The following is a 23,135-nucleotide window of genomic DNA, read 5'->3' as shown; positions in this document are numbered from 1 at the left end:
GTGCGGCCTCCAGGGCCGCACCCCACCGCTTGGTGTGTGCCGTCTCAGCCGCTCAGCGCCCGCACCACCTCACGCAGGACGACCGGGTCGTACGGCATCGCCAGGTGGGTGGCCCTGTTGTCCGGGGCGAGCTCCTGCAGGCACAGGTTGGTCACCTCGTGACCCGGCTCCGACGGGGTGAGCCGCTGGGACGTGGGCGGCTGGACCACCTCGTCCCGTGTGGACCAGATGACGGTGTACCGCACGCCGTCCACCGTGTCGCCGTGGGCCGTCAGCTCGCGGATGAACTCCGAGTCGTGCAGCAGCTGCGTGAAGGCCGGGCTCACCCGGAACAGCATCCGCTCCTCGACGATGTCCCGTACGCCGACCGCCTGGCGGACCAGTGCCGTCAGCCCCTCCACGGTGACTCCGTGGTTGCTGGGCGCGATGCCGACCACGTGGTGCACCTTGTCGGCGCCGCCGAGGTACTTGAGGTAGTAGTGCGGGAGCATCCCGCCCTGCGAGTGCCCGACGAGGTTCACCTTGGGCGCGCCGGTGTCGGCGAGCACCCGCTCGACGAAGGCGGCGAGCTCGCGGGCGGACAGCCGGATGTCGGCCAGGCCGTACAGTCCGGGCAGGCTCGGCATCTCCCCGTAGTTCAGGCGGAAGACGCGGTGCCCGGCGGCCTTGACCGCGGGCACCGCCTCCCGCCAGACGTACTGCCGGTCGCCGAGCGTGCCGTGCACGAGGACGACGGGGTGGGGGCGTTCCGGGTCCGGCGGCCGGCCCCAGTCGTCGGCCGCGGTGTCGGGGCCGAGGGCGGCGGCGGCCCGGTGGCCCGCGGCCGTGGCGTTGCCGGACAGCCGCTCCGGCGCGCGGGTCAGCTCCGTCCGCACGTCGTCGGCGTTCACTCCGGGGATGGGGGGCAGGGACATACGACCTCCTGGATGTGGTGAGGTGGTGGGCGGACACGCGGACGCCCGGCCGGTGTGGCAGGTGGCCGGGCGTCCGGGACGGCGAGCGAAACGTCAGCCTCCTTCGGGGGGCGGGCAGGTGAGTGTGCGGAAGGCGCGGTCGTGCCAGAGCAGCGGCCGGCCGTCGCCGACCTCCACCGCCCGTACCCGGCCGACGACCAGGTCGTGGTCGCCGTACCGGCGCACGTCCTCGACCAGGCACACCGTCCAGGCCAGCGCCTCGGACAGCACCGGCAGACCGAGGACGTGCCGTACCGGGACGCCGGTGAAACGCCCGGCGGGCGGCAGGGCCGGATCGGCGAACCGCTCGGCCACGGTGCGCTGGTGCTCCGCCAGGAAGCTGACGGCGAACACGCCGCGCGCCCGCGCGGCGGCCAGCGTTCGCGAGCCGCCGCGCAGACAGGCCAGCAGCAGCGCCGGGCGGGCCGACAGCGAGGTGAGCGCCGACACCGTGGTCCCGGCCTGCCGGCCCCCGGCGTCGAGCGCGGTGACCACGGTGACACCGGCCGTCAGCTTGGCGTACAGGCCCAGGCAGCGCACCGGGTCGGGGCCGGGCTCGTCGCGCAGGGTGTCCCAGCCCGCGCCCTCGGGCGCTCCGGGCCGGCGCGGGGCGAGGGCGAGCTCAGCCATGGGCGGGGGCGGCCATCCGGGCCAGGGGTGCGGAGGGCAGCGCGCTGACCCGGCCCAGCAGCCCCCGCAGAATGAGTTCGATGTTGGTCCGCAGGGTGGACTCCGCCACCGGGTCGAGGAGATCGGCCAGGGTGGGGATGCCGAGGTCGAAGGCGGCGTCGAAGGTGACGGCCGTGCCGTGCTCGGCGGACGCGCACCGCCAGCTGCCCTCGAACACCTGGAAGTCACCGCGCAGTTGGGTGAAGGCGAGGGTCAGCTCCTCCGGCCGGAAGGAGTCGCGTTCCGTCCACCGCATCAGGCCGTTGCGGAAGCGGACGGTCCAGTCCGACACCACCGTGCCGTCGGCGCCGGGCGGATGCACCACCACCTCGCGGACGGTGTCGGTGACGTCCGGATAGCGCCGGAAATCCCTGATCCGCCGGTAGGCGGCCTCCGGCTCGACGTCGTGGGCGGTCATCCGTACGGTCACATGACGCATCGGCATACCTTTCCGCCGCCGCGGGGGACGGCTCCTCCAGCGTGGTTGTGCGGGGCCGGGCCGGTCAGCCGAGGCGGGTCGCCACGGCGTGCAGGGCCTCGGACAGGGCGGTGAGGAACAGGCGCAGTTCCTCGTCGGTGACGACGGCCGGCGGGGTCAGGCGCAGCACACGGCCGGCGTTCAGGGAGTGGTTCACCAGCACGCCCCGGCCGACGAGTTCCAGGATCAGCTCGCCCACGGCCTGCTCGGCGCCGAACTCCAGACCGATCAGCAGCCCGCGTCCGCGTACGTCCCGGACGAGGCCTCCTGTGTAGGGGGTGCAGGCGGTGCGCACACCGTGCAGCAGCCGGATGCCGAGCGTCCGGGCCCGGCCGGGCACGTCCTCCCGGTCCAGCGCCTCCACGGCGGCCAGCGCGGCGGCGCAGGCCAGGGGAGAGGCGGCGAAGGTGGAGGTGTGCAGGTAGGGGTCCCGCGAGAAGGGCGCGTACGCCTCGTCGGTGGCCACCATCGCGGCCACCGGCACCACCCCGCCGCTCAGCCCCTTGCCGACGAGCAGCACGTCGGGGCGGACGTGCTCGGTGTCCACGCCCCACCACGAACCCAGCCGGCCCAGGCCCGTCTGGATCTCGTCGACGATCAGGAAGGCCCCGTGCGTACGGCACAGCCGGCCCACGTCCGCCAGATAGCCGGGCGGAGGGATGCGCACACCGCCCTCGCCCTGCACCGGCTCGACGATCACACAGGCCCGCTCCCCGAACCGGGCGAGCGCCTCCGCCAGCGCTTCCCGGTCGCCGAACGGCACCGCCACGCTGTCCGGCAGCAGCGGGCGGAACGGGTCCTGGTAGGTGGGGTTGGCGGTGACGCTGAGCGCTCCGAGGGTCTTGCCGTGGTAGCCGCCGACGGTGCTGATCAGCGCGGTGTGCCCGTGCGCCCGGGCCAGCTTCAGGCCGGCCTCGGTGGCCTCCGCCCCGGAGTTGACGAAGTGCACCCGGTCCAGGCCGAGCGGGGTGTGCGCGGCCAGCGCGGCGGCGGCACGGCCCGCGACCGGCTCCAGAAAGACCCGGGTGGCCAGCGGGTGCGCGTCGATCTGCCGGTGCACCGCCGCGGTCACGGCCGGGTGCCGGTGTCCCAGGATGAAGACGCCGTAGCCGCCGAAGTCCAGATGGCGGCGGCCGTCCTCGGTGTGCACCCAGGCGCCCTCGGACCTCGTCTCCACCATGCCGCCGAGCACCTCGCCGAGCATCGCCCGGCCCACGGCCAGGTGTTCGCGGTAGAGGCGGGCCGTGTCCACGCGGTCGGCGGGCGGTTCCCCCACCCGGGGGACCGTACCGGTGGGCAGCGCCGTCATGACGCCAGTTCCCGCGGCGCGGAGTCCTGGGCGAGCGCCGGCCGGGCCTGTCGCTGCCGGCGCGGGCCGCCGGGGCCGGCCGCCCAGGCGGTCAGGTTGCGCACCAGCGCCCGGCGCAGGTCGTCCTTGGCGACGGCCGTACCGCAGTGCGCGGAGCCGAGCGACGAGTCGAAGGGCAGCGCACGCTGGAAGACCAGCAGCAGCTCCGCATAGGTGTGGAAACGGCGGCGCAGCGACTCGGGGAAGGCAGGTCCCTCGATCAGCGGCAGCAGCAGGCGGTGCACCGACTCCAGCGGGATCAGCCGCGGCGGATGCGGCCGCGGGCCGTAGCGGTCCGCGAACTCCAGGCAGACGTCGACGACTTCACTTTGCAGCAGGGCCGCCGAGCCGGCCGTCAGCCAGTACTCGCCGCCGGTGACACCGGCGCGCAGCAGGTCGCCGACGGCACGGGCGACGACGTCCTGCGGCACCATGTCGATACGCGCCCCGGGCTCTCCCGGCAGGACCGGGACCTGGCCCTTGACGATGGCGCCCAGCGCCCGGGTCAGACCCTGGGCCCCCGCGATCCGGCCGGTGACGGAGTCGCCCATCACCACCGAGGGGCGCAGGATCGCCCCCGGCACCGGCGCCTCGCGCACCACCTGCTCGGCGGCCGTCTTGGAGGCCAGATAGGCGGCGGCACCCGGGAAGCGCTCCTGCTCCTCCGCGGCCAGCGGGTTCGCCACGAACGCGGTGCTGATGTGGTAGAACGGCGCCTCCGCGTGAGCGGCGAGGTCCAGCATCGTGGCGGTGCCGTCCAGATTCGCCCGCCGGATGGCCTCCGGGGCCGCCTTCCAGTTGGTGGCGGCGGCGGAGTGCACGACGAGGTCCACCTCGGCGGCGAGCCGGTCGAACCCCGCGCGGGACAGACCCAGACCGGGCTCCAGCAGATCGGCGCCGACCTCCTCGACCCTGGGGTCGTCCACGGGAGTGCGGTGACGCAGGCAGATGATGCGGAAGGCGGGCGACAGCTCCTCGATCAGGGCGCGGCCCAGGACGCCGGAGCCGCCGGTGAGCAGGAGCGCCGGGCGGCGGGGCGGCGGAGGCGGCGGAAGATGAGGCATGCGAAGGTTCCCCTCGGTCGGAATGAGTGGAGGGCGCTGGTCGGGCAGGGTCGGCGGGAGGTGAAGTCGTGAATCGACGGCACGTCAGGCGATGGTCAACGGTCCGTCGGCCAGGTAGCCGGCGAGCGGTCCGGTCATCCGTGACCGGGAGGGCGGGTGCAGCGCGAGGCCGTTCGCGCAGGCGGCGAGATAGCCGACCTCGTCGGAGGTCATGAAGTTGAGTCCGCCGAGCAGTTCCACGGCCCGCGGGACGATCCGGGCCAGGGCGTCCTGCACGCCGTAGCGCACATAGAGCGAGTCGGCGAGCGTGCACTCGTCGGGCGTGGCCTCGTCCACCCGCCGGGCCAGGCCCTCGACCGCGGCGGCGGCGCCCTCGACGGCGACCAGCAGGGCGACCCGCTCGCCCTCGGGCACCCGGTCGTTCAGCAGCACCCGCTCCACCAGGGCGCTCGCGGCGCCCAGGTAGCTGCCGGTCATCAGCAGCTCGAACCAGACCAGGCCGACCGTCTGCACCTCGTCCAGCCGGGCACCGGGCGGACACGCGGTACGCACCAGCAGATCGGGCGGCACCAGGACCCCGTCCAGGGTCACCTGGTCGCTCTCGGCGCCGGCCAGGAAGCCGCTGGACCAGAAACCGCTGACGCTCAGGCCCTCGCTCTCGGCGGGGATCAGGGCCACGGCCAGCTCCCGGCCCTCGCCGTCCTCGCACGGCACGAGCACGCTTGCGGTCAGCAGATCCATGGAACGGGCCAGGCTGCACGGCCGTTTCACCCCGCTGATCCGCAGTCCCTCCGGCGTAGGGGTGGCCGTCATCGACGGCGACAGGATGCCGCTGCCGCTGCGTCCCTCGGCGAACCCGGAGGCCATCAGCTTGTTCTCGGTGGCGACGGCCTGGACCAGCATCCACTCCAGCCCCTCACCGGAGTTGCTCAGTCCGACCAGGGTCGCCATCGAGAAGTGGTGCATGGTGGTCGCCACGGCGAGCGAGGGCGAGCGGCTGCCCAGGGCGCGCTGCACCCGTACGGTGTCCAGCGCCGAGGCCCCCCGGCCCTGGAGGGACTCCGGGGCGAGCAGGCCCGGGCCGCCGCTCTCCCGGAACAGTCCGATCGCCGGGCTTCCGGGCTTCTCCAGGGTCATCAGCGGTACGGCTCGCAGACTGTCGTCCAGCCCCGGCAGCAGTTTGGTGAGGGCCGCGCGCTCACGGTCCAGGAATCTCATGTCGTCCCCTGCTCCTTGGTCCTCGGGCGCTGCCGACGGCGACGGTCCACGGTGTCGCTGTCGTGGCAGCGTCGCTTTTGTTTACGCCCGGGACACGGGAACCCCTCGGGGAGAACCGGGATGACGTGAACAGACGGAGCCCCCGGAGCTGTCGGACACGGCCCGCCCGGGGCACTTCCGGCGGGGCCTGCTGGCGCCGGCGGGGTCCGTGGCCGCTGCTGGGGGCTCGTTGTCGCCGCTGGGGGCCCGCTGCCGCCGCCGGTCCGTGGCCGCCGTCGGGGTCCCGTTGTCGCCGCTGGGGGCCTGCTGGCGCCGGTGGGGTCCGTGGCCGTCGTCGGGGACCCGCTGCGGCGCACTACCGCCGCCGGGGCCCGCGATCCGCGTCCCGCTTCCCGCGGCCGGCTTCCTGCGACCCGCTTCCCGCGACCGGCCGTCCGCGACCGCTCCCTGTGACCAGCCGCCCGCACCCGCGCCCGGTGATCGTCGTCCCGCTTCGCGCGCACCCATCGCATGCCCGCGCTGCAACCGGGCGCCTCACATGCCCGCGCCCGCACCGCGCGTCCTGAGGCGGGGCGCGCCCTCCGGGAGCATGCCTGGTGCTGCGTCGGCCTGCGTCCGGGCGCTGGTGGTGTGCCGGTGGCGGCCGTGCGCCCCGCATGGTGCGCGCGGCCCGCGCCGCGCCGCGCCGCACGGCGCTCACGCCGGGCGCGCCGCCGTCACCGGCCGGGCGCTCCCGCGCGCAGGCCGTCCATGACGAGGTCCAGGAGGCGGGTGGCGCGCGACTGCCAGTCGCCGTGGGGATCGAGCTGCCAGAGGCCGGCGATGGCGAGGACGAAGTCCTCGGAGGTCACGCCCGGGCGGATCGTCCCGGCTTCCTCGTTGGCGCGCAACAGGAGCTCGGCCGCCGCCATCAGCGGGCTGTTTCCCGGCTTCGCCGGGCTGCCGGGCCCGGTGGTGGCCTGGCGGATCGCGTCGGCGAGGCCCGCCTTCGTCATGGCGAACCGGGCCAGGTGGTCCATCCACTCGCGCAGGGCCCGGTCCGGTTCCCGGCAGGCCAGCAACTCGGCCGCGCTGTCGGCGACCTGCTTCATCTCGTGGCGGTAGATCTCCAGGACCAGCGCCTCGCGGTTGGGGAAGTTCCGGTAGAACGTGCCCTGACCGACTCCGGCCTTCCGGGCGATCACGCTCAGCGGGGCGTCCGCGCAGCGGGTCAGCTCGGCCACCGCCACTTCCAGGATGGTCTCGCGGTTGCGTTGCGCGTCCGAGCGCAGCGGCGCGTCCTTCTTCTGCCGCACTCGTCCTCCTTTTGGGTGCGTCGCCGAACCCGGTCTTGCTAAGCGGACAGCTGTCCGGTAGGTTTTCGGATAACGGACAGCTGTCCGCTTACTACCACCATAGTTGCGGGACGTGTGTTTCCGCCATGTACGGCACTTTCTCTTCCTGCTCTTTTCTCGTCTCAAGACACCTCCGGCTCCTCGACTCGCTGCTCTCCGTCCGTCCCTGATTCGTCCGTCTGCCAGGCCGTCCCTCGACGTGCTTCCGGATACGCGAAAGAAGCTGATCATGGACCCAGCCTCCCCGGCCCTCCCGACGTACAGCGCCATCACCTTGAACATCAACGGCGAGAAGCACACACTGACCGCCGACCACCGCACCACCCTGCTCGACGCCCTGCGCGAGCGTCTGGATCTGACCGGCACCAAGAAGGGCTGCGACCAGGGGCAGTGCGGAGCCTGCACCGTCCTGGTCGACGGGCGCCGGGCCGTTGCCTGCCTCCAGCTCGCGGTGGCGGCCGAGGGACGCGAGATCACCACCATCGAGGGAGTGGCCGAGGGTGACACGCTCCACCCGGTGCAGCAGGCCTTCCTCGACCTCGACGGCTTCCAGTGCGGTTACTGCACACCGGGACAGGTCTGTTCGGCCATCGCGGTGATCGAGGAGCACGCGGCCGGCTGGCCGAGCGCGGTCACCGACGACGTACGCCCCGAAGCGGGACCACCCTCGCTGACCGCCGACGAGATCCGCGAGCGGATGAGCGGCAACCTGTGCCGCTGCGGCGCATACGTGTCGATCGTGCGTGCCGTCGCCCGGGCCGCCGGGACGGCCGCGGGCAGCGAGGACGTGCGAGCCGTGCGGGCGGGCGAGTCCGCGCCGGCCGCCGAGAGCAAGGACAAGGAGGCCGCCGCATGAAGGAGTTCGGCTATCAGAGGGCCCACGACGTCGCTGGCGCCGTGGCGCTGCTGGGCGCCGATCCCGAGGCCCGCTTCCTCGGCGGCGGCACCAACCTCGTCGACCTGATGAAGACCGGCGTCGAGCGGCCCGCCCGCCTCGTGGACGTCCGCGAACTGCCACTCGACGGGATCGAGGTCACCGAGGACGGCGGCCTGCGCATCGGCGCGACCGTCACCAACAGCGACCTCGCCGCCCACCCCGAGGTCCGTCGCCGCTACCCGGTGCTGACGCAGGCCGTCCTGGCCGGCGCCTCCGGACAACTGCGCAACATGGCCACCGTGGGCGGCAATCTGCTCCAGCGCACCCGCTGCGGCTACTTCACCGACGTGACCCAGCCGTGCAACAAGCGCACCCCCGGCAGCGGCTGCCCCGCGATCCAGGGCGAGCACCACAACCACGCCATCCTGGGCGCCTCCGCGCACTGCGTGGCCGTCCACCCCTCCGACATGGGCGTGGCGCTGACCGCCCTCGACGCCGTCGTCACCTACGAGACGGCCGACGGGCCGGGCGAGCTGCCGCTCGACGACTTCTACCTGCCCGTGGGCGACACCCCGCACCGCGAGACGGCCCTGCCGCCGGGCGCGCTGATCACCGGCGTCACCCTGCCGCCCGTCCCGGCCGCCGCCCGCTCCCGCTACCGCAAGGTCCGCGAGCGCGCCTCCTACGCCTTCGCGATCGGCTCGGTCGCCGCCGCGCTGGACGTCCAGGACGGTGCCGTACGCGAGGCCCGCCTGGCCTTCGGCGCGGTCGCCTCCCGGCCCTGGCGGGCCCGGGCGGCCGAGCAGGTGCTGGCCGGGGCACCGGCCGACGCCGAGACCTTCGCCGCCGCAGCGGACGCCGAACTGGCGGCGGCCGATCCACTGCCCCACAACGCGTACAAGGTGACCCTGATCCGCAACCTGGTGGTGGCCGTGCTCACCGAACTCACCGAGGAGGCCGCCCGATGACCACCGCCACGACCGGGACCCGCACGACCACCAAGGGCTTCACCGGAACCTCGCACACCCGTGTGGAGGGACGCGACAAGGTCACCGGAGCCGCCCGGTACGCGGGCGAGATCCCCTTCGCCGACCTCGCCCACGGCTGGCTGGTGCTGTCCACCGTCGCCCGCGGCCGGATCCGGTCCATCGACACCGCCCCCGTCCTCGCCCGGCCGGGTGTGCTCGCCGTACTGCACCACGAGAACGCCCCGCGCGTGGAGACCGACTACGTCGGCATGCTGGGCGTCCCGGACCCCACCTGCGCCGTCTTCCAGCACGACCGGGTCCCGCACCTGGGCTGGCCGGTGGCACTGGTCGTCGCCGAGACGTCCGAACAGGCCCGCGAGGCCGCCGAAACACTCGTCGTGCACTACGAAAAGGAGCAGCACGACATCGACTTCGCCGCCGCCCGCCCAAACGCCCACCCGGTGGACGGCTACATGCCGGCGGTGGTCGAGAAGGGCGACCTGGACGCCGAACTCGCCGCGTCCCACGTCGTCGTCGACGAGGAGTACACCACCCCCGAAGAGCACCACGCCATGATGGAGCCGCACGCGGCGACCGCCCGGTGGGACGGCGGCCGGCTCGAACTGGTCGACTCCAACCAGGGCACCACCTGGGTCGTCGGCGAACTCGCCAAGATGTTCTCGCTGGACCCGGCCTCCGTGCGGGTACGTTCAGAACACGTCGGCGGGGGCTTCGGCAGCAAGGGCGTCCGCGCCCACCAGGTGGCCGCCGTGATGGCCGCGACCGTCCTCCAGCGCCCCGTACGGGTCGTCATGACACGCCGTCAGATGTTCTCCCTGACCGGCTACCGCAGCCCCACAGCGCAGCGCGTCCGGCTGGGCACGGACGCCGACGGACGGCTGCGGGCACTGGAGCACCGCTCGGTCAACCTCACCTCGACCGTGTACGAGTTCGTCGAGTCCGCGGCCGGCCCGGCCCGGGTGATGTACGACGCCGACGCCCACCACACCGCCAACCGCGTCGTACGGCTGAACGTGCCCACCCCGACCTACATGCGCGCCCCGGGCGAGGCACCGGGCTCGTTCGCCCTGGAGTCCGCGCTCGACGAACTCGCCGAGAAGTGCGGGCTCGACCCGATCGAACTGCGGCTGCGCAACGAACCCGAGCGCGGTCCCGTCTCCGGACTGCCGTTCAGCGGCCGCAACCTGCCCGCCTGCTTCCGCGAGGGCGCCCGCAGGTTCGGCTGGGCGGACCGGGATCCGCGCCCCGGTGTGCGCCGTGAAGGGCGCTGGCTGCTCGGCACCGGTACGGCCGCCGCCTCCTTCGGCGCCGGAGCCGGACCCTCCACGGCCGTCGCCACGGCCGAACCGGACGGCACGTTCACGGTGCGGATCGCCGCCGCCGACATCGGCACCGGAGCCCGTACCGCGCTCACCCTGATCGCCGCCGACGCGCTGGAGGTCTCACCGGACCGGATCGAGGTCCGGATCGGCGACAGCGACTTCGGACCGGCGATGATCGCCGGCGGGTCCATGGGCACCCGCTCCTGGGGCTGGGCGGTCATGACGGCGGCCGGCGAACTGCGGGAGCGGCTGGCGCTCGGTGCCGACATCCCACCGGAGGGCATCACCGTACGGTCCGACACCACCGCTGCCGTCGGCGCCCTCGCGCAGAAGGAACGGCACTCCTTCGGCGCCCAGTTCGCCGAGGTCGCGGTCGACGTCACCACCGGCGAGGTACGGGTGCGCCGCATGCTCGGCATCTTCGCGGCCGGCCGGATCGTCAACCCGCTCACCGCACGCAGCCAGCTCGTCGGAGGCATGACCTGGGGCATCTCCATGGCCCTGCACGAGGAGGCGGTCCGCGACCGCGCCACCGGCGGTCTCTACGGCGCCGACCTGGCGGGCTACCACGTCGCCACGCACGCGGACGTCCCCTTCGTCGAGGCCGACTGGGTCGACGACCCGGACCCGGACGACCCGGTCGGGATCAAGGGCATCGGGGAGATCGGCATCGTCGGCGCCGCCGCCGCGATCGCCAACGCGGTGTGGCACGCCACCGGCGTCCGCCACCGCAACCTTCCCATCCGCCCGGACCGCGTCCTACAGAGCCTCCCCGGGGAACCGCATGCTTGACATCGCCGGCGAGCTGCACCGCTGGATCGAGGAGGGCCGGGACTTCGCCGTCGCCACCGTGGTGGCCGTCGGCGGCAGCGCACCGCGTGGTCCCGGCGCCGCCCTCGCTGTCGACAGCGAGGGCACGGCGATCGGATCGGTCTCCGGCGGCTGTGTGGAGGGGGCGGTCTACGAGCTGTGCCGGCAGGCGCTCCAGGACGGCGAGAGCGTCCTCGAACGGTTCGGCTACAGTGACGAGGACGCCTTCGCCGTCGGCCTGACCTGCGGCGGCGTCATCGACATCCTCGTCACCCCCGTTCGCGGGGACACGCCGCTGCGGGCGGTGTCGCGGGCGGCGCTGGCGGCCGCCGTCCGCGACGAGCCGGTGGCCCTCGCCCGCGTCGTCCGGGGACCGGCCGGCCTCCTCGGTGCCACGCTGCTGGTCCGGCCCGACGGCAGCTACGAGGGCGGTCTCGGCGGCCGTCCGGGGCTGGACCGCACAGCGGCGGCCGAGGCCCGCGCCCTGCTGGAGGCCGGCCGCACCGGTGTTCGGGAGCTGTCGGAGGACGGATCGCACTGCCCGGGCGGCCTGAGCCTGCTCGTCGAGTGCAACGTGCCCCCGCCGCGCATGATCGTGTTCGGGGCGGTCGACTTCGCCGCCGCACTCGTCAAGGCGGGCAAGTTCCTCGGCTACCACGTGACGGTGTGCGACGCCCGCCCCGTCTTCGCCACACAGACCCGCTTCCCCGAGGCCGACGACATCGTCGTCGACTGGCCCCACCGCTATCTACGGAGCACCACGACCGACGCGCGCACGGTGCTCTGCGTGCTCACCCACGACGCCAAGTTCGACATACCCCTGCTGACCCAGGCCCTGCGGATGCCGGTGGCGTTCGTCGGCGCGATGGGCTCACGCCGCACCCACGCCGACCGCGAGCGGCGGCTGCGCGAAGCAGGCCTCGGCGAGCGGGAACTGGCCCGGCTCAGGTCCCCGATCGGTCTCGACCTCGGCGCGCGGACACCCGAGGAGACCGCCCTGTCGATCGTGGCGGAGATCGTGGCCACCCGGCGCGGCGGCACCGGCGTCCCCCTGACCGGCTCCAAGACACCGATCCACCGGGAGGAACGGCGGGAGACGGAGCACGGCGACGGCGGCACCCGCGCGGCCTGAGCACCGGCCGGCCACCCGGACGCCCAGCGGGGACGCCGGGCCCGGGCGCCCGGGGCGACCCGACGCCGGGCCACCGAGGACGCCGGGCCCCCGCCGGGGGTGGGTCACGTCCGGGGCCGGGGAAACGTCTCCAGGGCGGTGGCCAGCCCGGCGGCGTCGGTGCCGACCTTGCGGTACACGGAGGAGAGCAGTTGCCGTACACCCTGCTCCGGGAGGTGCAGCTCCTTGGCGACCACCGCCACCGGATGGCCCTGGGCGGCCCGCTCGGCGGCCTTGCGTTCCTGAGCGGTGAGCGTGTCCGTCTGCGCGTACCGCAGGGGCAACGGCCGCAGTCCGGCCGAGGAGAGCTCCTCCCGGGCCCGGCCGGCCAGGGCCTCCGCCCCGCAGTGCACCGCGGTCTCCAGCCCCTGGTAGAGGCGGTCGGCGGCCTCCTGCAACCGGCCGTTGCGGGACAGCGCGGCACCGTGCCCGACCAGCGCCCGGGCCAGCTCGTACGCGGCGGGTGACCGCTCCAGCTGCTCCACCGCCTCCGCGTGCAGATCCAGCGCCGCCGGCCCGCCGGTCACCTCGGCCAGCGTGTGCAGGGCCTGCCCGGTCGCCGACGCCGCACCGAACTCCCGGGCCCGCTGGACGGCATCCCGCGCGAGCTCCACCGCCCGTTCGGGCTCCGTGGAGGCCAGCGCGGACGCCAGGTCCAGCTGCCACGGACACCAGGCGGGGTTGCGCCACGCCCGCCCGTCCAGCCACTCACCGACGTCGGTCAGCAGCGCGGCCGCATCGGCGTGCCGGCCCTCGGCCAGCAGCAACTCGGCGTACACCGTGCGCGGATCGGGGTAGATGACCGCGTTCGGCACGCCCTCGCCGTAGTGGTAGGCATCGGCGATCCGCCGTGCCTCCTCCGTCCGTCCCCGGGCCAGCAGCGTCTGGATCAGCACCCCGATCGCGAACCACTGCGCGGGCACCGCCCCCTCCACCTTGTCCGCGATCCGCAGCCCCTCCCGCACCAGCTCCTCGGCTTCGGCGAGAGAGCCTCGGTGGTAGCGGATGTAGGCGAAGAGGGTCTGGCCGACGGCCAGATGGGAACCCCGCCAGCCCTTCCTCTCGCACTCCGCGATGCCTGTGGTGAACAGCTCTTCGGCGCGCCGCGGCTGGTCGCAGTACATGAACGTCAGAGCGACCGAGACGGGAATCTCGAAGCCCCGGTTCTCGTCCGTCCAGCTCATGCCGCCGTCCAGGGCCTGTTCCGCGCACGTCAGCACGGTCTGCCGCGGCTCACCGCGCACCAGGGCGTCCCAGGCCCGCAGGCCCAGGATGTACCGCTCCTCCAGGTCCCGGCGGGTCAGTCGTGCGGCCAGCTTCGCCAGCCGTCGGGAGCGGGCGGCCGAGTCCGGCTCGTCGGTGCGGAAGGCGCTCCATACGAAATGATCCGCCTGAAGACGCAGCCGGAGACGTGGGCTGGTCGCCTGCTGCGCCGCGTCCGCGGCCACGGTGGCGGCCTCGGCCAGCCGGTCGGTGTGCGCCAGCGCCTGGGCCAGCCGGTACACGATGGAGGCGCGTAGTTCGGCGTCCACGCCGGGTTGTGCCAGCGCCTCCCGGAGATGGCTGACCGTGGCCGTGGGTTCGATCAGGAAGGTGGACCGGGCCAGTTCATGAAGCAACTCGGCCCGCTGCTCGGCGAGTGGAGGCTCTTGCAGTGCCCGGGTCAACAGACGTCGAGCGGCTTCCGGTGCGCCTGCGCGCAGATACTCACGGGCGGCATCGCTCAGGCATGTCACGGCCTCGGTGCTGCCCTCGCAGGGGACCTCCAGCAGATGCCGGGCGGCCGCCGTGGAGCCCAGGCCGGCGGCGAGGATGGCCTCCGCGGCGGCGTTGTGCAGCCCGACCCGCAGTTCCGCGGGGATGGAGCGGTAGATCGCGGTGGCGATCAGCGGGTGCACGAACTCCAGGTTGCCGTCGGGACCGGGCCCGTCCGCCAGGATCCGGGCGCGCCGCAGCCTATCGACTTCCTGGGCGGCCTGCTCGATGCCGACCACGGCGAGAGCGGCGGCCAGTTCCTGCGAGATGGACGTGCCCAGGACGGCGGCGGCCCAGGCGAAGCGGACGGTGGTCGTGCCGTGCCGGTGCAGGCGATCGAGCAGCCCTGGCCCTTTCACCGCCGAGGCCAGGTCGCGCATGACGGGCAGTTCGTCCCGTGACCCGGTCAACTTCCGTTCGGCGAGCCTGATGGCGAGCTCCACCGTCTCGAAAGGGCTGCCGCCGGTGACCGCGCAGCACTCGGCGCAGAACTCGTCCTCGGCTCCCTCGCCCACGTGTTCCCGGACGATCCGCGCCACCGCGACCGCGCTGAGCGGCTCCAGCGCGTGGGGACGGCTTCCGTGGTGTTCGACCAGCGTGCGGAACGCGGCGGCGTCGGACGGCAGTTCTTCGGGCCGGTAGGCGACGACGATGAGCAAGGGAAGGTTCTCGGCCCGTGGCGCGAAGGAGGCGAGCCAGCTCAGTGACTCGGCGTCGGCCCAGTGGGCGTCGTCGACGAGCAGGACGACGGGCGCCTTCAGCATGGTGAGGCGTGTCACGACCCAGTCCAGACCGTCCCGTACACCTGTCGGGTCCGGCGCCCGGGCCGGGTCCGTGGCCTCCAGACCGAGGGCGGTGGCGACGATCTCGTACCAACTCCCCAGGAAGGCCTGCCGTTCCGGCTCGGTCATCGCCGCCAGCGCGGGCTGCACGAGCTGACGGACCACATGGAAGGCCAGCTCCTGCTCGTTCTCGCCGCCTCTCGCCGAGAGCACCGTGAGTCCGTGGGCCACGGCCCGGGCGCGCACCTGCGCCATGAGTGTCGTCTTGCCCAGCCCGGCAGGACCGGTGAAGGCGAGCAGTCCACCGCGTCGGGCTCCGGGTAAGCCATCGGGTGCCGCGGTGAGGTCGGCCAGCGCGGCATCGAGTGCGTGGAGTTCTCGGTGGCGTTCGAGCAACGGCTGATGCCCGTTGATCGACTGCCGTGGCCCATATGCCATGCGCCCTTCCGCTTCCTGTCCTGTGACCATCGGGGGGCAGGCCAGAGCGTACGCTCGCGTGGCTCCGCGCCGGCCGGACAGAGCGCGGAAGGGACAAGGAAGGGTGAATCGGCGGGCGGAGAGGGTTCGTCCCCGCCACGGAGGGGTATCTCGCGTCGGATGGACGTCTACCAGGCGGGCGCCTCCGCCGTGTCCGCGTAGCGGGGCACACTGCGGGACCAGTAGTAGCAGCCGCGGATCCAGCCGATCATCCCGTCCACATAGCCGATGCCGGCGGGGCTCAGTTCGGGCTCCGTCGCGGCGTACAGTTCCACGAACTCGCGGATCGTCCGATCGATGTGCCTGATGGCCAGTGTGACGGCCACGGGCAGGGTGCACCGATGGGCGCCGTGGTAGGCCAGGGCCAGATTGATCACTCCGCCCGTCCGCTGCTCCTTCACCGCCGAGAACAGGTCCGCCGTCCACACCGCCGCGTCGACCGACAGCCGCCTCAGCCGGCGCATCACGGGATGGTGGATCTCCTCGGCAGGCAACTCACAGGGCTGGGCGGCCTCGTAGAGCGGATAGAACGGCTCCACCCCCGCCGTGAGCGACCGTATCGACGTGCACAGCCCGATGCGCAGCGGGGCGGATCGGGTCTGGGCCACCGCTTCGTACAGCAGGCCGTGCACGTACTCGCGGCTGTTCCAGGCCCAGCGGGCCGCCTGGGCCGGGGTGCAGCGCTGCTGGACCTGCCGGTGGAGGTCGGTCAGGGCCGCGCCGAGGGGGGTGAGCGGCGGCTCGCCGTCCCGGAGGATCGCGATGCTCTCGCACAGCATGGGCAGCAGCCGTTCCGGACCGTGCTGTCCCACCTCCTCCGCACGGTCGTCGAAGACGAACTGGTAGGCGATCTGGCTGGCCACGATCTGAAGGATGTCCGGTGGCACGTCCGGGCTGTTGTACGAGGCGAGCTGCGCCGGACGGGTACGGACGATCATGTCCGCCACGCCGGGTTCCGCCGTCAGCCCCCACCGGTGGAGCCACGCGTCCACGCCTGCCGCCGCCTCGGCTTCGTGCGGGTTGCTGCGGAAGGGGAAGGGCATGTGGAGCTGGGCGTCGATCAGGTCCTTGAGGGTCGTGGCCCGGGGCGTGCCCGGATCGTGGGTCGCCTCCGGGGCCGGGGGGACCGGCTTGCCGGCGGCCGGGGCCGCCGTCGCTTCCCGGGCCGGGGCCGTGCGCTGTGAGGGAACCGTCCATTTCCTGTGCGTCGTCGACACCTTGGTCACCTGGCCTTGGGAGAGTCCTGTGCGAGGGACGTGCGCGGTTCGCAGGTCATCACCAGCGACCGCGGACCGAGCGTCACCGCCGGGCGCGGTGGTGCCACCGGACCGGGCGGATGGCGCAGCCGTACGCGGCTCGCGATGGTGGCGAGGGCCACCGTGGCCTCGGTGACGGCGAACGCGTCGCCGATGCATTTGCGGTTGCCCGCGGCGAACGGCAGCATCGCGCCCTGCCGCACCGCCGGCGCCCGGTCCGGGAGCCACCGCTCCGGAAGGAAGCGGTCCGGGTCGGGGAACGAGGCCGGGTCGTGGTGCAGCAGATAGGGGCTGTACAGGACGGTGGCCCCTCGGGGCAGCCGGCATCCGGCGAGCTCGGTCTCCCGCGTCGTGACACGGGTGAACAGCCACCCGGGCGGCGCGTGGCGCAGCGTCTCGGTGATCACGCTGCGGGTGTGGACGAGGTCCGGCAGTCGGTCGGCGCGGGGAGGCCGGCCGGCGAGCAGCGTGTCGACCTCGGTGTGCACGCGGTGCTCCGCCTCCGGATGGCAGGCCAGCAGGCTGAACGCGGAGGCCAGACACAGGGCGGTGGTCTCCACCCCGGTGAGCAGCAGCGTGATGAGGTGGTCGTGGACCTCCCGCGCGGTGATCTGGGGTCCTTCGGCGTCGCCGCGCTCGGCCGCGAGCAGGGTGCCCAGCAGATCGTCGCGCGGGGCGGCGGCACGGCGCTGAGCGATCATCGTGTCGATGACCGTGTGCAGCCGCCGGACGGCATGCCGGTAGCGGCGGTTGGCGGGGGTGGGCACCCGGAAGGGGGCGTCGACCGGCACGACCGTACGGACGAAGAGGCCGCGCACGACGGCCGACAGACATTCCCTCAGTTCCGCACCCGTCGCCTCGTCGAGCGTGTCGGACAGCAGGACCCGGCTGGTGACGCGCGTCGTCAGCGCCATCATGGCCGCGCTGACATCGACCCGCTGTCCGGCCCGCCAGGTGCGGCACACCGCCGCGGCCTCCTCGGCCATGAGGTCCGTGGACGCGGTGACGCGGGAGGGGTGGAAGCGCGGTTGCAGCAGCCGGCGCTGCCGGCGGTGCGTGTCCTGGCGGCTCGTGACCAGCCCGTCGCCCATCAGCGTCCGGAGCCTGTCGTACTGCGGGCCTCCCTTGTCGAAGGTGCGTGTGTCCATGAGCATGCGGTGGACCAGTTCGGGATGACACACCATCCAGGCGCGCAGGGGGCCCAGGCGGATCCGGACCAGATCTCCGCGCTCCGGCAAGGAATTCAGAAACGCCAGCGGACGGCGGAACAACGCGATACCGTGGCTGAAGAAAGGGAATATGCCCGGTGCAGTACCCACGGTCCAGGTTCGGTCGGCCGTGGGCACGGTACTGCTCAGGGCACCACTCATCGAATACCACCTGCCTCAGTAGGCACACGAAAGTCGGGCGGTTCTTCAGGGCTTGGCGCTCGATGCATGTCCTGCCCAGTTCACCGCGCGTTCGGCTCCCGGTCCGCCCGTCAAAGGGGGCGCAAAGGAGCGCGCAGAAGCGTGCGGCGAACCGCCTTTGTGTGTGCTGAGTCAGCCGGTGGTCTCCGGTGTCAGGCGCGCGATGTGCCGCTCTGGTCGGCGCGGCGTGCCGCGCGCTCGGCGTTCCGCTCCTTCAGGCGGGCCGCCTCCTTGCGGACCTCGGCCTGAGTGGCCCGCTCCTTCTCCAGCCACTGAGGCCGGTCCTGCTTCAGGGCGTCGATCTGCTCGGTGGTGAGCGCCTCGGTGATTCCTCCGCGCGCGAGGCCCGCGATGGAGACGCCCAGCCTGGCCGCGACCACCGGGCGCGGGTGGGGGCCGTTGCGCCGCAGCTCGCGCAGCCACTCGGGCGGCGTGGCCTGGAGCTCGTCGAGCTCCGCCCGCGAGACGACGCCCTCCTGGAACTCGGCGGGCGTGGCGGGCAGGTACACACCCAGCTTCTTCGCCGCGGTGGCGGGCTTCATGGTCTGGGTGCTGCGGTGCGACTTCATGGTGTCCAGACTATCGACCGGTCGCGGGTGGTCCGACCACGCCGGGTAACCTTGGCGGAGTGACAGGCTCGGAAGCATCCCCCTCGTTCCGGCTCGCGTACGTTCCCGGGGCGACGCCCGCCAAGTGGGCGCGGATCTGGAGCGAGCGGCTGCCCGACGTCCCCCTCGAACTCGTCCAGGTCCCGGCGGCCGACGCGCCCGGGGTGCTGCGCGACGGCGCGGCGGACGCGGGCCTCGTACGGCTGCCCGTGGACCGTACGTTCTTCAGCGCGATCCCCCTCTACACCGAGACGACGGTGGTCGTCGTCCCCAAGGGCCACCTGGTGACGGCCGCGGACGAGGTGTCGCTCGAGGACCTGGCCGACGAGGTCGTCTTCCACCCCTTGGACGACGTCCTCGGCTGGGAGCGGCCACCGGGGGAGCCCGCCTTCGAGCGTCCCGCCACCACCGGGGACGCCGTCGAGCTGGTGGCCGCGGGCGTGGGTCTGCTTCTCGTCCCTCAGTCGCTGGCCCGCCTCCACCACCGCAGGGACCTCACCTACCGTCCGGTCGTCGACGCCCCCCAGTCGAGCGTCGCGCTGGCGTGGCCGGAGGAGAGGACCACCGACCTGGTCGACGACTTCATCGGGATCGTCCGGGGCCGGACGGTCAACAGCACCCGGGGACGGGGCGGCGTCCGGACCCCGGGCGGGTCCCAGGACGACCGGGCCGGGGCCGCGGACGCCCGCCGGAAGCCCGCGACGGGCAAGTCGACCGGACGTGCCGGCAAGGCGACCACCCCGAGAGCCGGATCGGGCGGCTCGGGCGGCTCCGGGGGATCGCGCGGCGGCAGGGGCGCGAAGGGCGCGAAGAGCGGGAGGACCACCAAGGAGACCAAGGGCGCCAAGCGCGGCAGGCCGCGCCGCTCCTAGGCACCTCTTCGGTCACCTCTTCGGTCACCTCTTCGCCGTACGGCCGATCGACTCCACCAGCGGCAGCAACCGATGGGGGACGCGCTCGCGCAGGGCCACCTCGGTGCGGGTGCGGACCACGCCCGGCAGGCTGATCAACTTCTGGATCACGTCCTCCAGGTGGGCGTTGTCCCGCGCGACGACCCGGGTCAGCAGATCGCCGCCGCCGGTGATCGAGAACGCCTCGACGATCTCCGGCACCGCGGCCAGCGCGTCCCCGACGTCGTCCAGGTGCCCCTGGGTGACCTCGATGTGCACGAAGGCGAGCACCGGATGGCCGAGTGCGGCGGGGGAGAGCACGGGGCCCGTGCCGGTGATCACGCCGTCGCGTTCGAGGCGGTCCAGGCGGGCCTGGAGCGTGCCGCGTGCGACGCCGAGGACGCGGGCGTACTCGCGCACGCTGGTGCGCGGCTGTTCGAGGAGCAGCCGCAGGATACGGGTGTCGAGTTCGTCCACGGCCATGGCGGCGCCCGTGCCCTCCTGCGTTCGTCGATCGACGCCGACTGTACCAATGGCTCAGTGCGGTGCGGCCCGCCCTGGCCGGGCGCCGTCGTCCATTGGCCCTCCGTCGGTACCGGATATCGACGTCCGGCTGGACCAGTGGCTCAGTGAACCGGGCCTCACTTGAGCCATGGGCAGGATGGATGGTGTTATGGACACGTCGATGGCGCTGCGGACCCCCGCGGCGCCTTTTTCATGCCGGTGTTCCGCACCGGCGTCCCATGCCGGTGTTCCAGGTCTGCCAAGGGGGCGGTACACAGTGCTGAAGAGGGTGTTCGCGGCTCCGGACCCGGGACGGGCGCGGCTGCGGTTCGCGGCCCGTGCCGTCCTCGGCATCGGCCTGGCGGTCGTCGTCTGCGGACTGGCCGGACACTCCCTTCCGGGCGCCGTGACCGGCGGGCTCGCCGCGCTGCTCGCCCTGTTCACCGTCACCGACACCACGGTCCGGGGGCAGGCGGTCACCACCGCGCTGCTGCCGGTCGTCGGCATCCCCGTCCTCGCCGCCGCGGCCGAACTGCACGACCACCCCGTGGCCCGGGACCTCGCCTTCCTCGCCGTGGTCGGCGCGGGCGTGTACGCGCGCCGCTGGGGACCGCGGGGCCACAGCCTGGGCGTGTTCGCGTTCATGACCTTCTTCGTGGCGCAGTTCCTGCACGCGACCGGCGGGCAGCTGCCCGAGCTGACCGCCGCCGTCGTCCTGTCGGTGCTCAGCGCGTCGGCCGTCCGTTTCGGGCTGTGGTGCTACGAACGCCGACTGCCCCCGGCCGCCGCGCCCGCGCCGCCGGCCGGCAGCGCACTGGCCCGGGCGACCACCCGGCAGGCCGTCCAGGCCGCCTCCGGCGCGGCCTTCGCGCTCGTCGTGGGGCAGATGGTCTCCGGACAGCGCTGGTACTGGGCCGTCGGCGCCACCTGGTGGGTCTTCGTGAACACCGTCTCCCGCGGCGAGACCTTGGTGCGCGGCTTCCGCCGCGTCCTCGGCACGGTGCTCGGCCTGGGCCTCGGTGCCCTCCTCGTCGTCCCGCTGCACGGCGCCGTCCTGCCCACCGTCGTCCTCGTCGCCGTCAGTGTCTTCGGCATCTTCTACACGGCCGCCGTGTCCTACACCTGGATGATGCTCTGGGTCACGCTGCTCGCCGAGTCGCTCTACGGCCTCCTCGGCGTCCTCACCCCCGGCCTGGTCGCCCTGCGGCTCGCCGAGACCGCCGTCGGCGCACTGGGCGCCGGGCTGGCCGTGCTGTTCGTGCTGCCCGTCACCACCCACTCCGTCACCGACGCCTGGATCCAGCGCGCCCTGCGCTGCGTCCACGCGTGCACCGCCGAGGCCGCCGCCCGGCTCGCGGGCGTCGCGGACGCCGATCCCACACCCCACGTGGCCGAACTGGAGCAGCTGCTCGGCCGGGTACGGCTCTCCGTGGCTCCGCTGGTCCACCCGCTGAACCCGATGCTCGGCCGCAAGCGGCGCGCCCGCCGGGTGCTCGCGCTGCTCGACGACTGTGCCCGTGAGATCCGCGGTCTGGTCGCCGTGGCCGCCGACCCGGAGGCCTCCCACGACGCGCGCCTGGCCACCGCCTGCTGGCGAGTGGAGGCGGCCGTGGAGGCGCTCACCGGCGGCACCGAACCCGTCACCGCCACCCCCGTCACCGCCACCCCCGCCCCCGCCACCCCCGCCACCGCCACGCCCGCCACCGACACCGTCCGCCCGACCGTGGAAGCGGGCGCCCTGGCCCACCTCCACGGCCTGGAACGGGCCCTGACCGACCTGGCCGCCCCGCTCCGCGCGCCCTCGGGGTCCCCCTTGGTCGGCGCCTGAACACCACGGCGCCCCGCCTCTGGCCGCCGGCCTCTCGGCGCACCGGCCCCGTGCCCGCCCCCACCCCTCCAGGCGTCGGACACCCCGGATTCTCCGTCCTTGGTCTAGACCGCGCTTGATCGACTGCTACCGTCAGCCCGAGACGGGTCGAGCGGGCGAGCGAGAGGGGACAGCGGTGGCAGGCGAGGGCGGCGGGCGGCGGCGGGCGTTCATCGGATCGTTCACGGCGGCGGGAGGACCCGGAGTGGTCACCGCGGCCGTGGCCCACACCGACGGCGCGCTGACCGTGCTGAGCAACGTGGACGGCGTGCTGGACCCGTCGTACCTGGCCCTGTCGCCCGACGGCGGCACGCTGTACGCGGTCAGTGAGACCGCCGAGGGCGCGGTGGCCGCGTACCGGGTCAAGGGGGAGACCGTCGAGCTCACCGGAGCCCCGGTGCGAGTCGGCGGGAGCGGACCGACCCACCTGAGCGTGTTCGACGGGCACGTCCTCACCGCCAACTACGGCTCCGGCAGCGTCAGCGCCGTCCCCGTCCGCGCCGACGGCCGACTCGCCCACGCGCCCTCCGACGTCCTGCGGCACACCGGGTCCGGCCCGCACGAACGCCGGCAGCGCGGTCCGCACGCCCACCAGGTGCAGCCGGACCCGAGCGGACGCTGGGCCGTCGGCGTCGACCTCGGCACGGACTCGGTGCGGGTGTACGCGCTGGCGGACGGCAAGCTCACCGTGCACCGCGAGATCGCGCTGCGGCCCGGCTCCGGACCCCGCCATCTGGCCTTCCACCCGGACGGCCGCCACGCCTATGTCGTCAACGAACTCACCCCCACCGTCACCGCCTGCCGCTGGGACGCCGCCGGCGGCTCCCTCAAGCCGCTGGCCGAGACGCAGGTCCTGCCGCACGCCCCGGCCGGCGACGCCTACCCCTCGGGCGTCGTGGCCGCCCCCGACGGCCGGTTCGTGTGGACCGCCACCCGCGGCGAGGACGTGCTGTCCGTGTTCGCCGTCGAGGCGGACGGAGAGCGGCTGGAACTGGTGGCGACGGTGCCCTGTGGCGGCCACTGGCCCCGGGCGCTCGCCCTCTGTGCCGGTTTCCTCTACGTCGCCAACGAGCGCTCCGGCGATGTGACCTGGTTCGCGGTGGACCCGGACACGGGGCTCCCGGAGCGCACCGGGACGGTGCCGGTGGCCGCGGCGTCGTGCGTGGTCTTCGGCTGACGCCCCTGACCCGGTCCCACAGCGCCACCCATCGCCGATCCCCGATGGCCCAGCGCCCGCCGCACGGCGAAGGGCCCGCCCCGGCTGTCCGGAGCGGGCCCTTCGATGCGGTCGTGCGGGTCGTGCGGGTCATGCGAGTCGTTCGAGTCGTGCGGTGGTTCGCGAAGCCGCCGGACG

The 23,135-nt window shown here is 73.5% G+C and carries 19 protein-coding genes; 7 read left to right on the top strand and 12 right to left on the bottom strand.

The window, feature by feature from the left end:
• Positions 1-44 precede the first annotated feature (44 nt).
• From ABZ484_RS19945 to ABZ484_RS19915, 7 genes are all read right to left on the bottom strand, one after another.
• On the bottom strand, positions 45-914 hold the full coding sequence (locus ABZ484_RS19945) for an alpha/beta fold hydrolase (protein ID WP_358867217.1): 870 nt from the start codon (positions 912-914) through the stop codon (positions 45-47).
• A 93-nt stretch (positions 915-1,007) separates the two neighbouring features.
• Complete coding sequence (locus ABZ484_RS19940) at positions 1,008-1,583, bottom strand: flavin reductase family protein (RefSeq protein WP_358867216.1); 576 nt, start codon at positions 1,581-1,583, stop codon at positions 1,008-1,010.
• Positions 1,576-2,061, bottom strand: coding sequence for an SRPBCC family protein (locus ABZ484_RS19935; RefSeq protein WP_358867215.1), 486 nt, complete (start codon positions 2,059-2,061; stop codon positions 1,576-1,578). Before ABZ484_RS19935 ends, ABZ484_RS19940 begins: the two co-directional genes overlap by 8 nt.
• A 64-nt stretch (positions 2,062-2,125) precedes the next feature.
• Complete coding sequence (locus tag ABZ484_RS19930) at positions 2,126-3,409, bottom strand: aminotransferase class III-fold pyridoxal phosphate-dependent enzyme (RefSeq protein ID WP_358867214.1); 1,284 nt, start codon at positions 3,407-3,409, stop codon at positions 2,126-2,128.
• Positions 3,406-4,512 (bottom strand): SDR family oxidoreductase, encoded by a 1,107-nt coding sequence (locus ABZ484_RS19925; RefSeq protein ID WP_358867213.1) that lies wholly within the window; start codon positions 4,510-4,512, stop codon positions 3,406-3,408. The genes ABZ484_RS19930 and ABZ484_RS19925 overlap by 4 nt, the downstream gene beginning before the upstream one ends.
• A gap of 84 nt (positions 4,513-4,596) precedes the next feature.
• Positions 4,597-5,730 carry an acyl-CoA dehydrogenase gene (locus tag ABZ484_RS19920; RefSeq protein WP_358867212.1) on the bottom strand — a complete coding sequence of 378 codons (1,134 nt, stop codon included), beginning with the start codon at positions 5,728-5,730 and terminating at the stop codon, positions 4,597-4,599.
• 716 nt (positions 5,731-6,446) lie between these two features.
• Positions 6,447-7,025, bottom strand: coding sequence for a TetR/AcrR family transcriptional regulator (locus ABZ484_RS19915; RefSeq protein WP_358867211.1), 579 nt, complete (start codon positions 7,023-7,025; stop codon positions 6,447-6,449).
• A 268-nt stretch (positions 7,026-7,293) separates the two neighbouring features.
• Here ABZ484_RS19915 and ABZ484_RS19910 point away from each other — a divergent pair, with 268 nt between their 5' ends.
• Genes ABZ484_RS19910 through ABZ484_RS19895 form a run of 4 tightly spaced genes read left to right on the top strand, consistent with a single transcriptional unit; the run spans position 7,294 to position 12,194 of the window.
• Positions 7,294-7,920: a 2Fe-2S iron-sulfur cluster-binding protein gene (locus ABZ484_RS19910; protein ID WP_358867210.1), complete on the top strand. Its 627-nt coding sequence runs from the start codon at positions 7,294-7,296 to the stop codon at positions 7,918-7,920.
• On the top strand, positions 7,917-8,909 hold the full coding sequence (locus ABZ484_RS19905; RefSeq protein WP_358867209.1) for a xanthine dehydrogenase family protein subunit M: 993 nt from the start codon (positions 7,917-7,919) through the stop codon (positions 8,907-8,909). Before ABZ484_RS19910 ends, ABZ484_RS19905 begins: the two co-directional genes overlap by 4 nt.
• Complete coding sequence (locus tag ABZ484_RS19900) at positions 8,906-11,044, top strand: xanthine dehydrogenase family protein molybdopterin-binding subunit (protein WP_358867208.1); 2,139 nt, start codon at positions 8,906-8,908, stop codon at positions 11,042-11,044. The genes ABZ484_RS19905 and ABZ484_RS19900 overlap by 4 nt, the downstream gene beginning before the upstream one ends.
• On the top strand, positions 11,037-12,194 hold the full coding sequence (locus ABZ484_RS19895) for an XdhC/CoxI family protein (protein WP_358867207.1): 1,158 nt from the start codon (positions 11,037-11,039) through the stop codon (positions 12,192-12,194). Before ABZ484_RS19900 ends, ABZ484_RS19895 begins: the two co-directional genes overlap by 8 nt.
• Before the next feature lie 104 nt (positions 12,195-12,298).
• On the opposite strand, the gene ABZ484_RS19890 is transcribed toward ABZ484_RS19895, so the two are convergent.
• From ABZ484_RS19890 to ABZ484_RS19875, 4 genes are all read right to left on the bottom strand, one after another.
• Positions 12,299-15,208, bottom strand: coding sequence for an AAA family ATPase (locus tag ABZ484_RS19890; RefSeq protein WP_358867206.1), 2,910 nt, complete (start codon positions 15,206-15,208; stop codon positions 12,299-12,301).
• A 167-nt stretch (positions 15,209-15,375) separates the two neighbouring features.
• A complete protein-coding gene (locus tag ABZ484_RS19885; protein ID WP_358867205.1) occupies positions 15,376-16,464 on the bottom strand; it encodes a (-)-alpha-amorphene synthase in 1,089 nt (362 codons plus the stop codon).
• A 5-nt stretch (positions 16,465-16,469) separates the two neighbouring features.
• Positions 16,470-17,873, bottom strand: a complete 1,404-nt coding sequence (locus tag ABZ484_RS19880; protein WP_358867204.1) for a cytochrome P450 — start codon at positions 17,871-17,873, stop codon at positions 16,470-16,472.
• 191 nt (positions 17,874-18,064) lie between these two features.
• A complete protein-coding gene (locus tag ABZ484_RS19875) occupies positions 18,065-18,481 on the bottom strand; it encodes a DUF5997 family protein (protein WP_358867203.1) in 417 nt (138 codons plus the stop codon).
• Positions 18,482-18,540: 59 nt separating this feature from the next.
• Between ABZ484_RS19875 and ABZ484_RS19870 the strand changes: the two genes are divergently transcribed.
• The gene (locus ABZ484_RS19870; protein ID WP_358867202.1) at positions 18,541-19,392 is read left to right on the top strand and encodes a LysR family substrate-binding domain-containing protein; all 852 of its coding nucleotides are present in this window, start codon (positions 18,541-18,543) and stop codon (positions 19,390-19,392) included.
• Between the two features lie 24 nt (positions 19,393-19,416).
• On the opposite strand, the gene ABZ484_RS19865 is transcribed toward ABZ484_RS19870, so the two are convergent.
• Positions 19,417-19,893 (bottom strand): Lrp/AsnC family transcriptional regulator, encoded by a 477-nt coding sequence (locus ABZ484_RS19865; protein ID WP_306190707.1) that lies wholly within the window; start codon positions 19,891-19,893, stop codon positions 19,417-19,419.
• A 298-nt stretch (positions 19,894-20,191) separates the two neighbouring features.
• Here ABZ484_RS19865 and ABZ484_RS19860 point away from each other — a divergent pair, with 298 nt between their 5' ends.
• Together ABZ484_RS19860 and ABZ484_RS19855 are read left to right on the top strand one after the other, a co-directional pair.
• The gene (locus tag ABZ484_RS19860) at positions 20,192-21,742 is read left to right on the top strand and encodes an FUSC family protein (RefSeq protein WP_358867201.1); all 1,551 of its coding nucleotides are present in this window, start codon (positions 20,192-20,194) and stop codon (positions 21,740-21,742) included.
• A gap of 175 nt (positions 21,743-21,917) precedes the next feature.
• The gene (locus ABZ484_RS19855) at positions 21,918-22,958 is read left to right on the top strand and encodes a lactonase family protein (protein ID WP_358867200.1); all 1,041 of its coding nucleotides are present in this window, start codon (positions 21,918-21,920) and stop codon (positions 22,956-22,958) included.
• The last annotated feature ends 177 nt before the right edge of the window (positions 22,959-23,135 follow it).

Origin of the sequence: Streptomyces sp. NPDC006393, from assembly GCF_040628575.1 — a bacterium.
Classification (GTDB): Bacteria; Actinomycetota; Actinomycetes; order Streptomycetales; family Streptomycetaceae; genus Streptomyces.
This window is presented reverse-complemented; position numbering and strand designations above follow the sequence as displayed.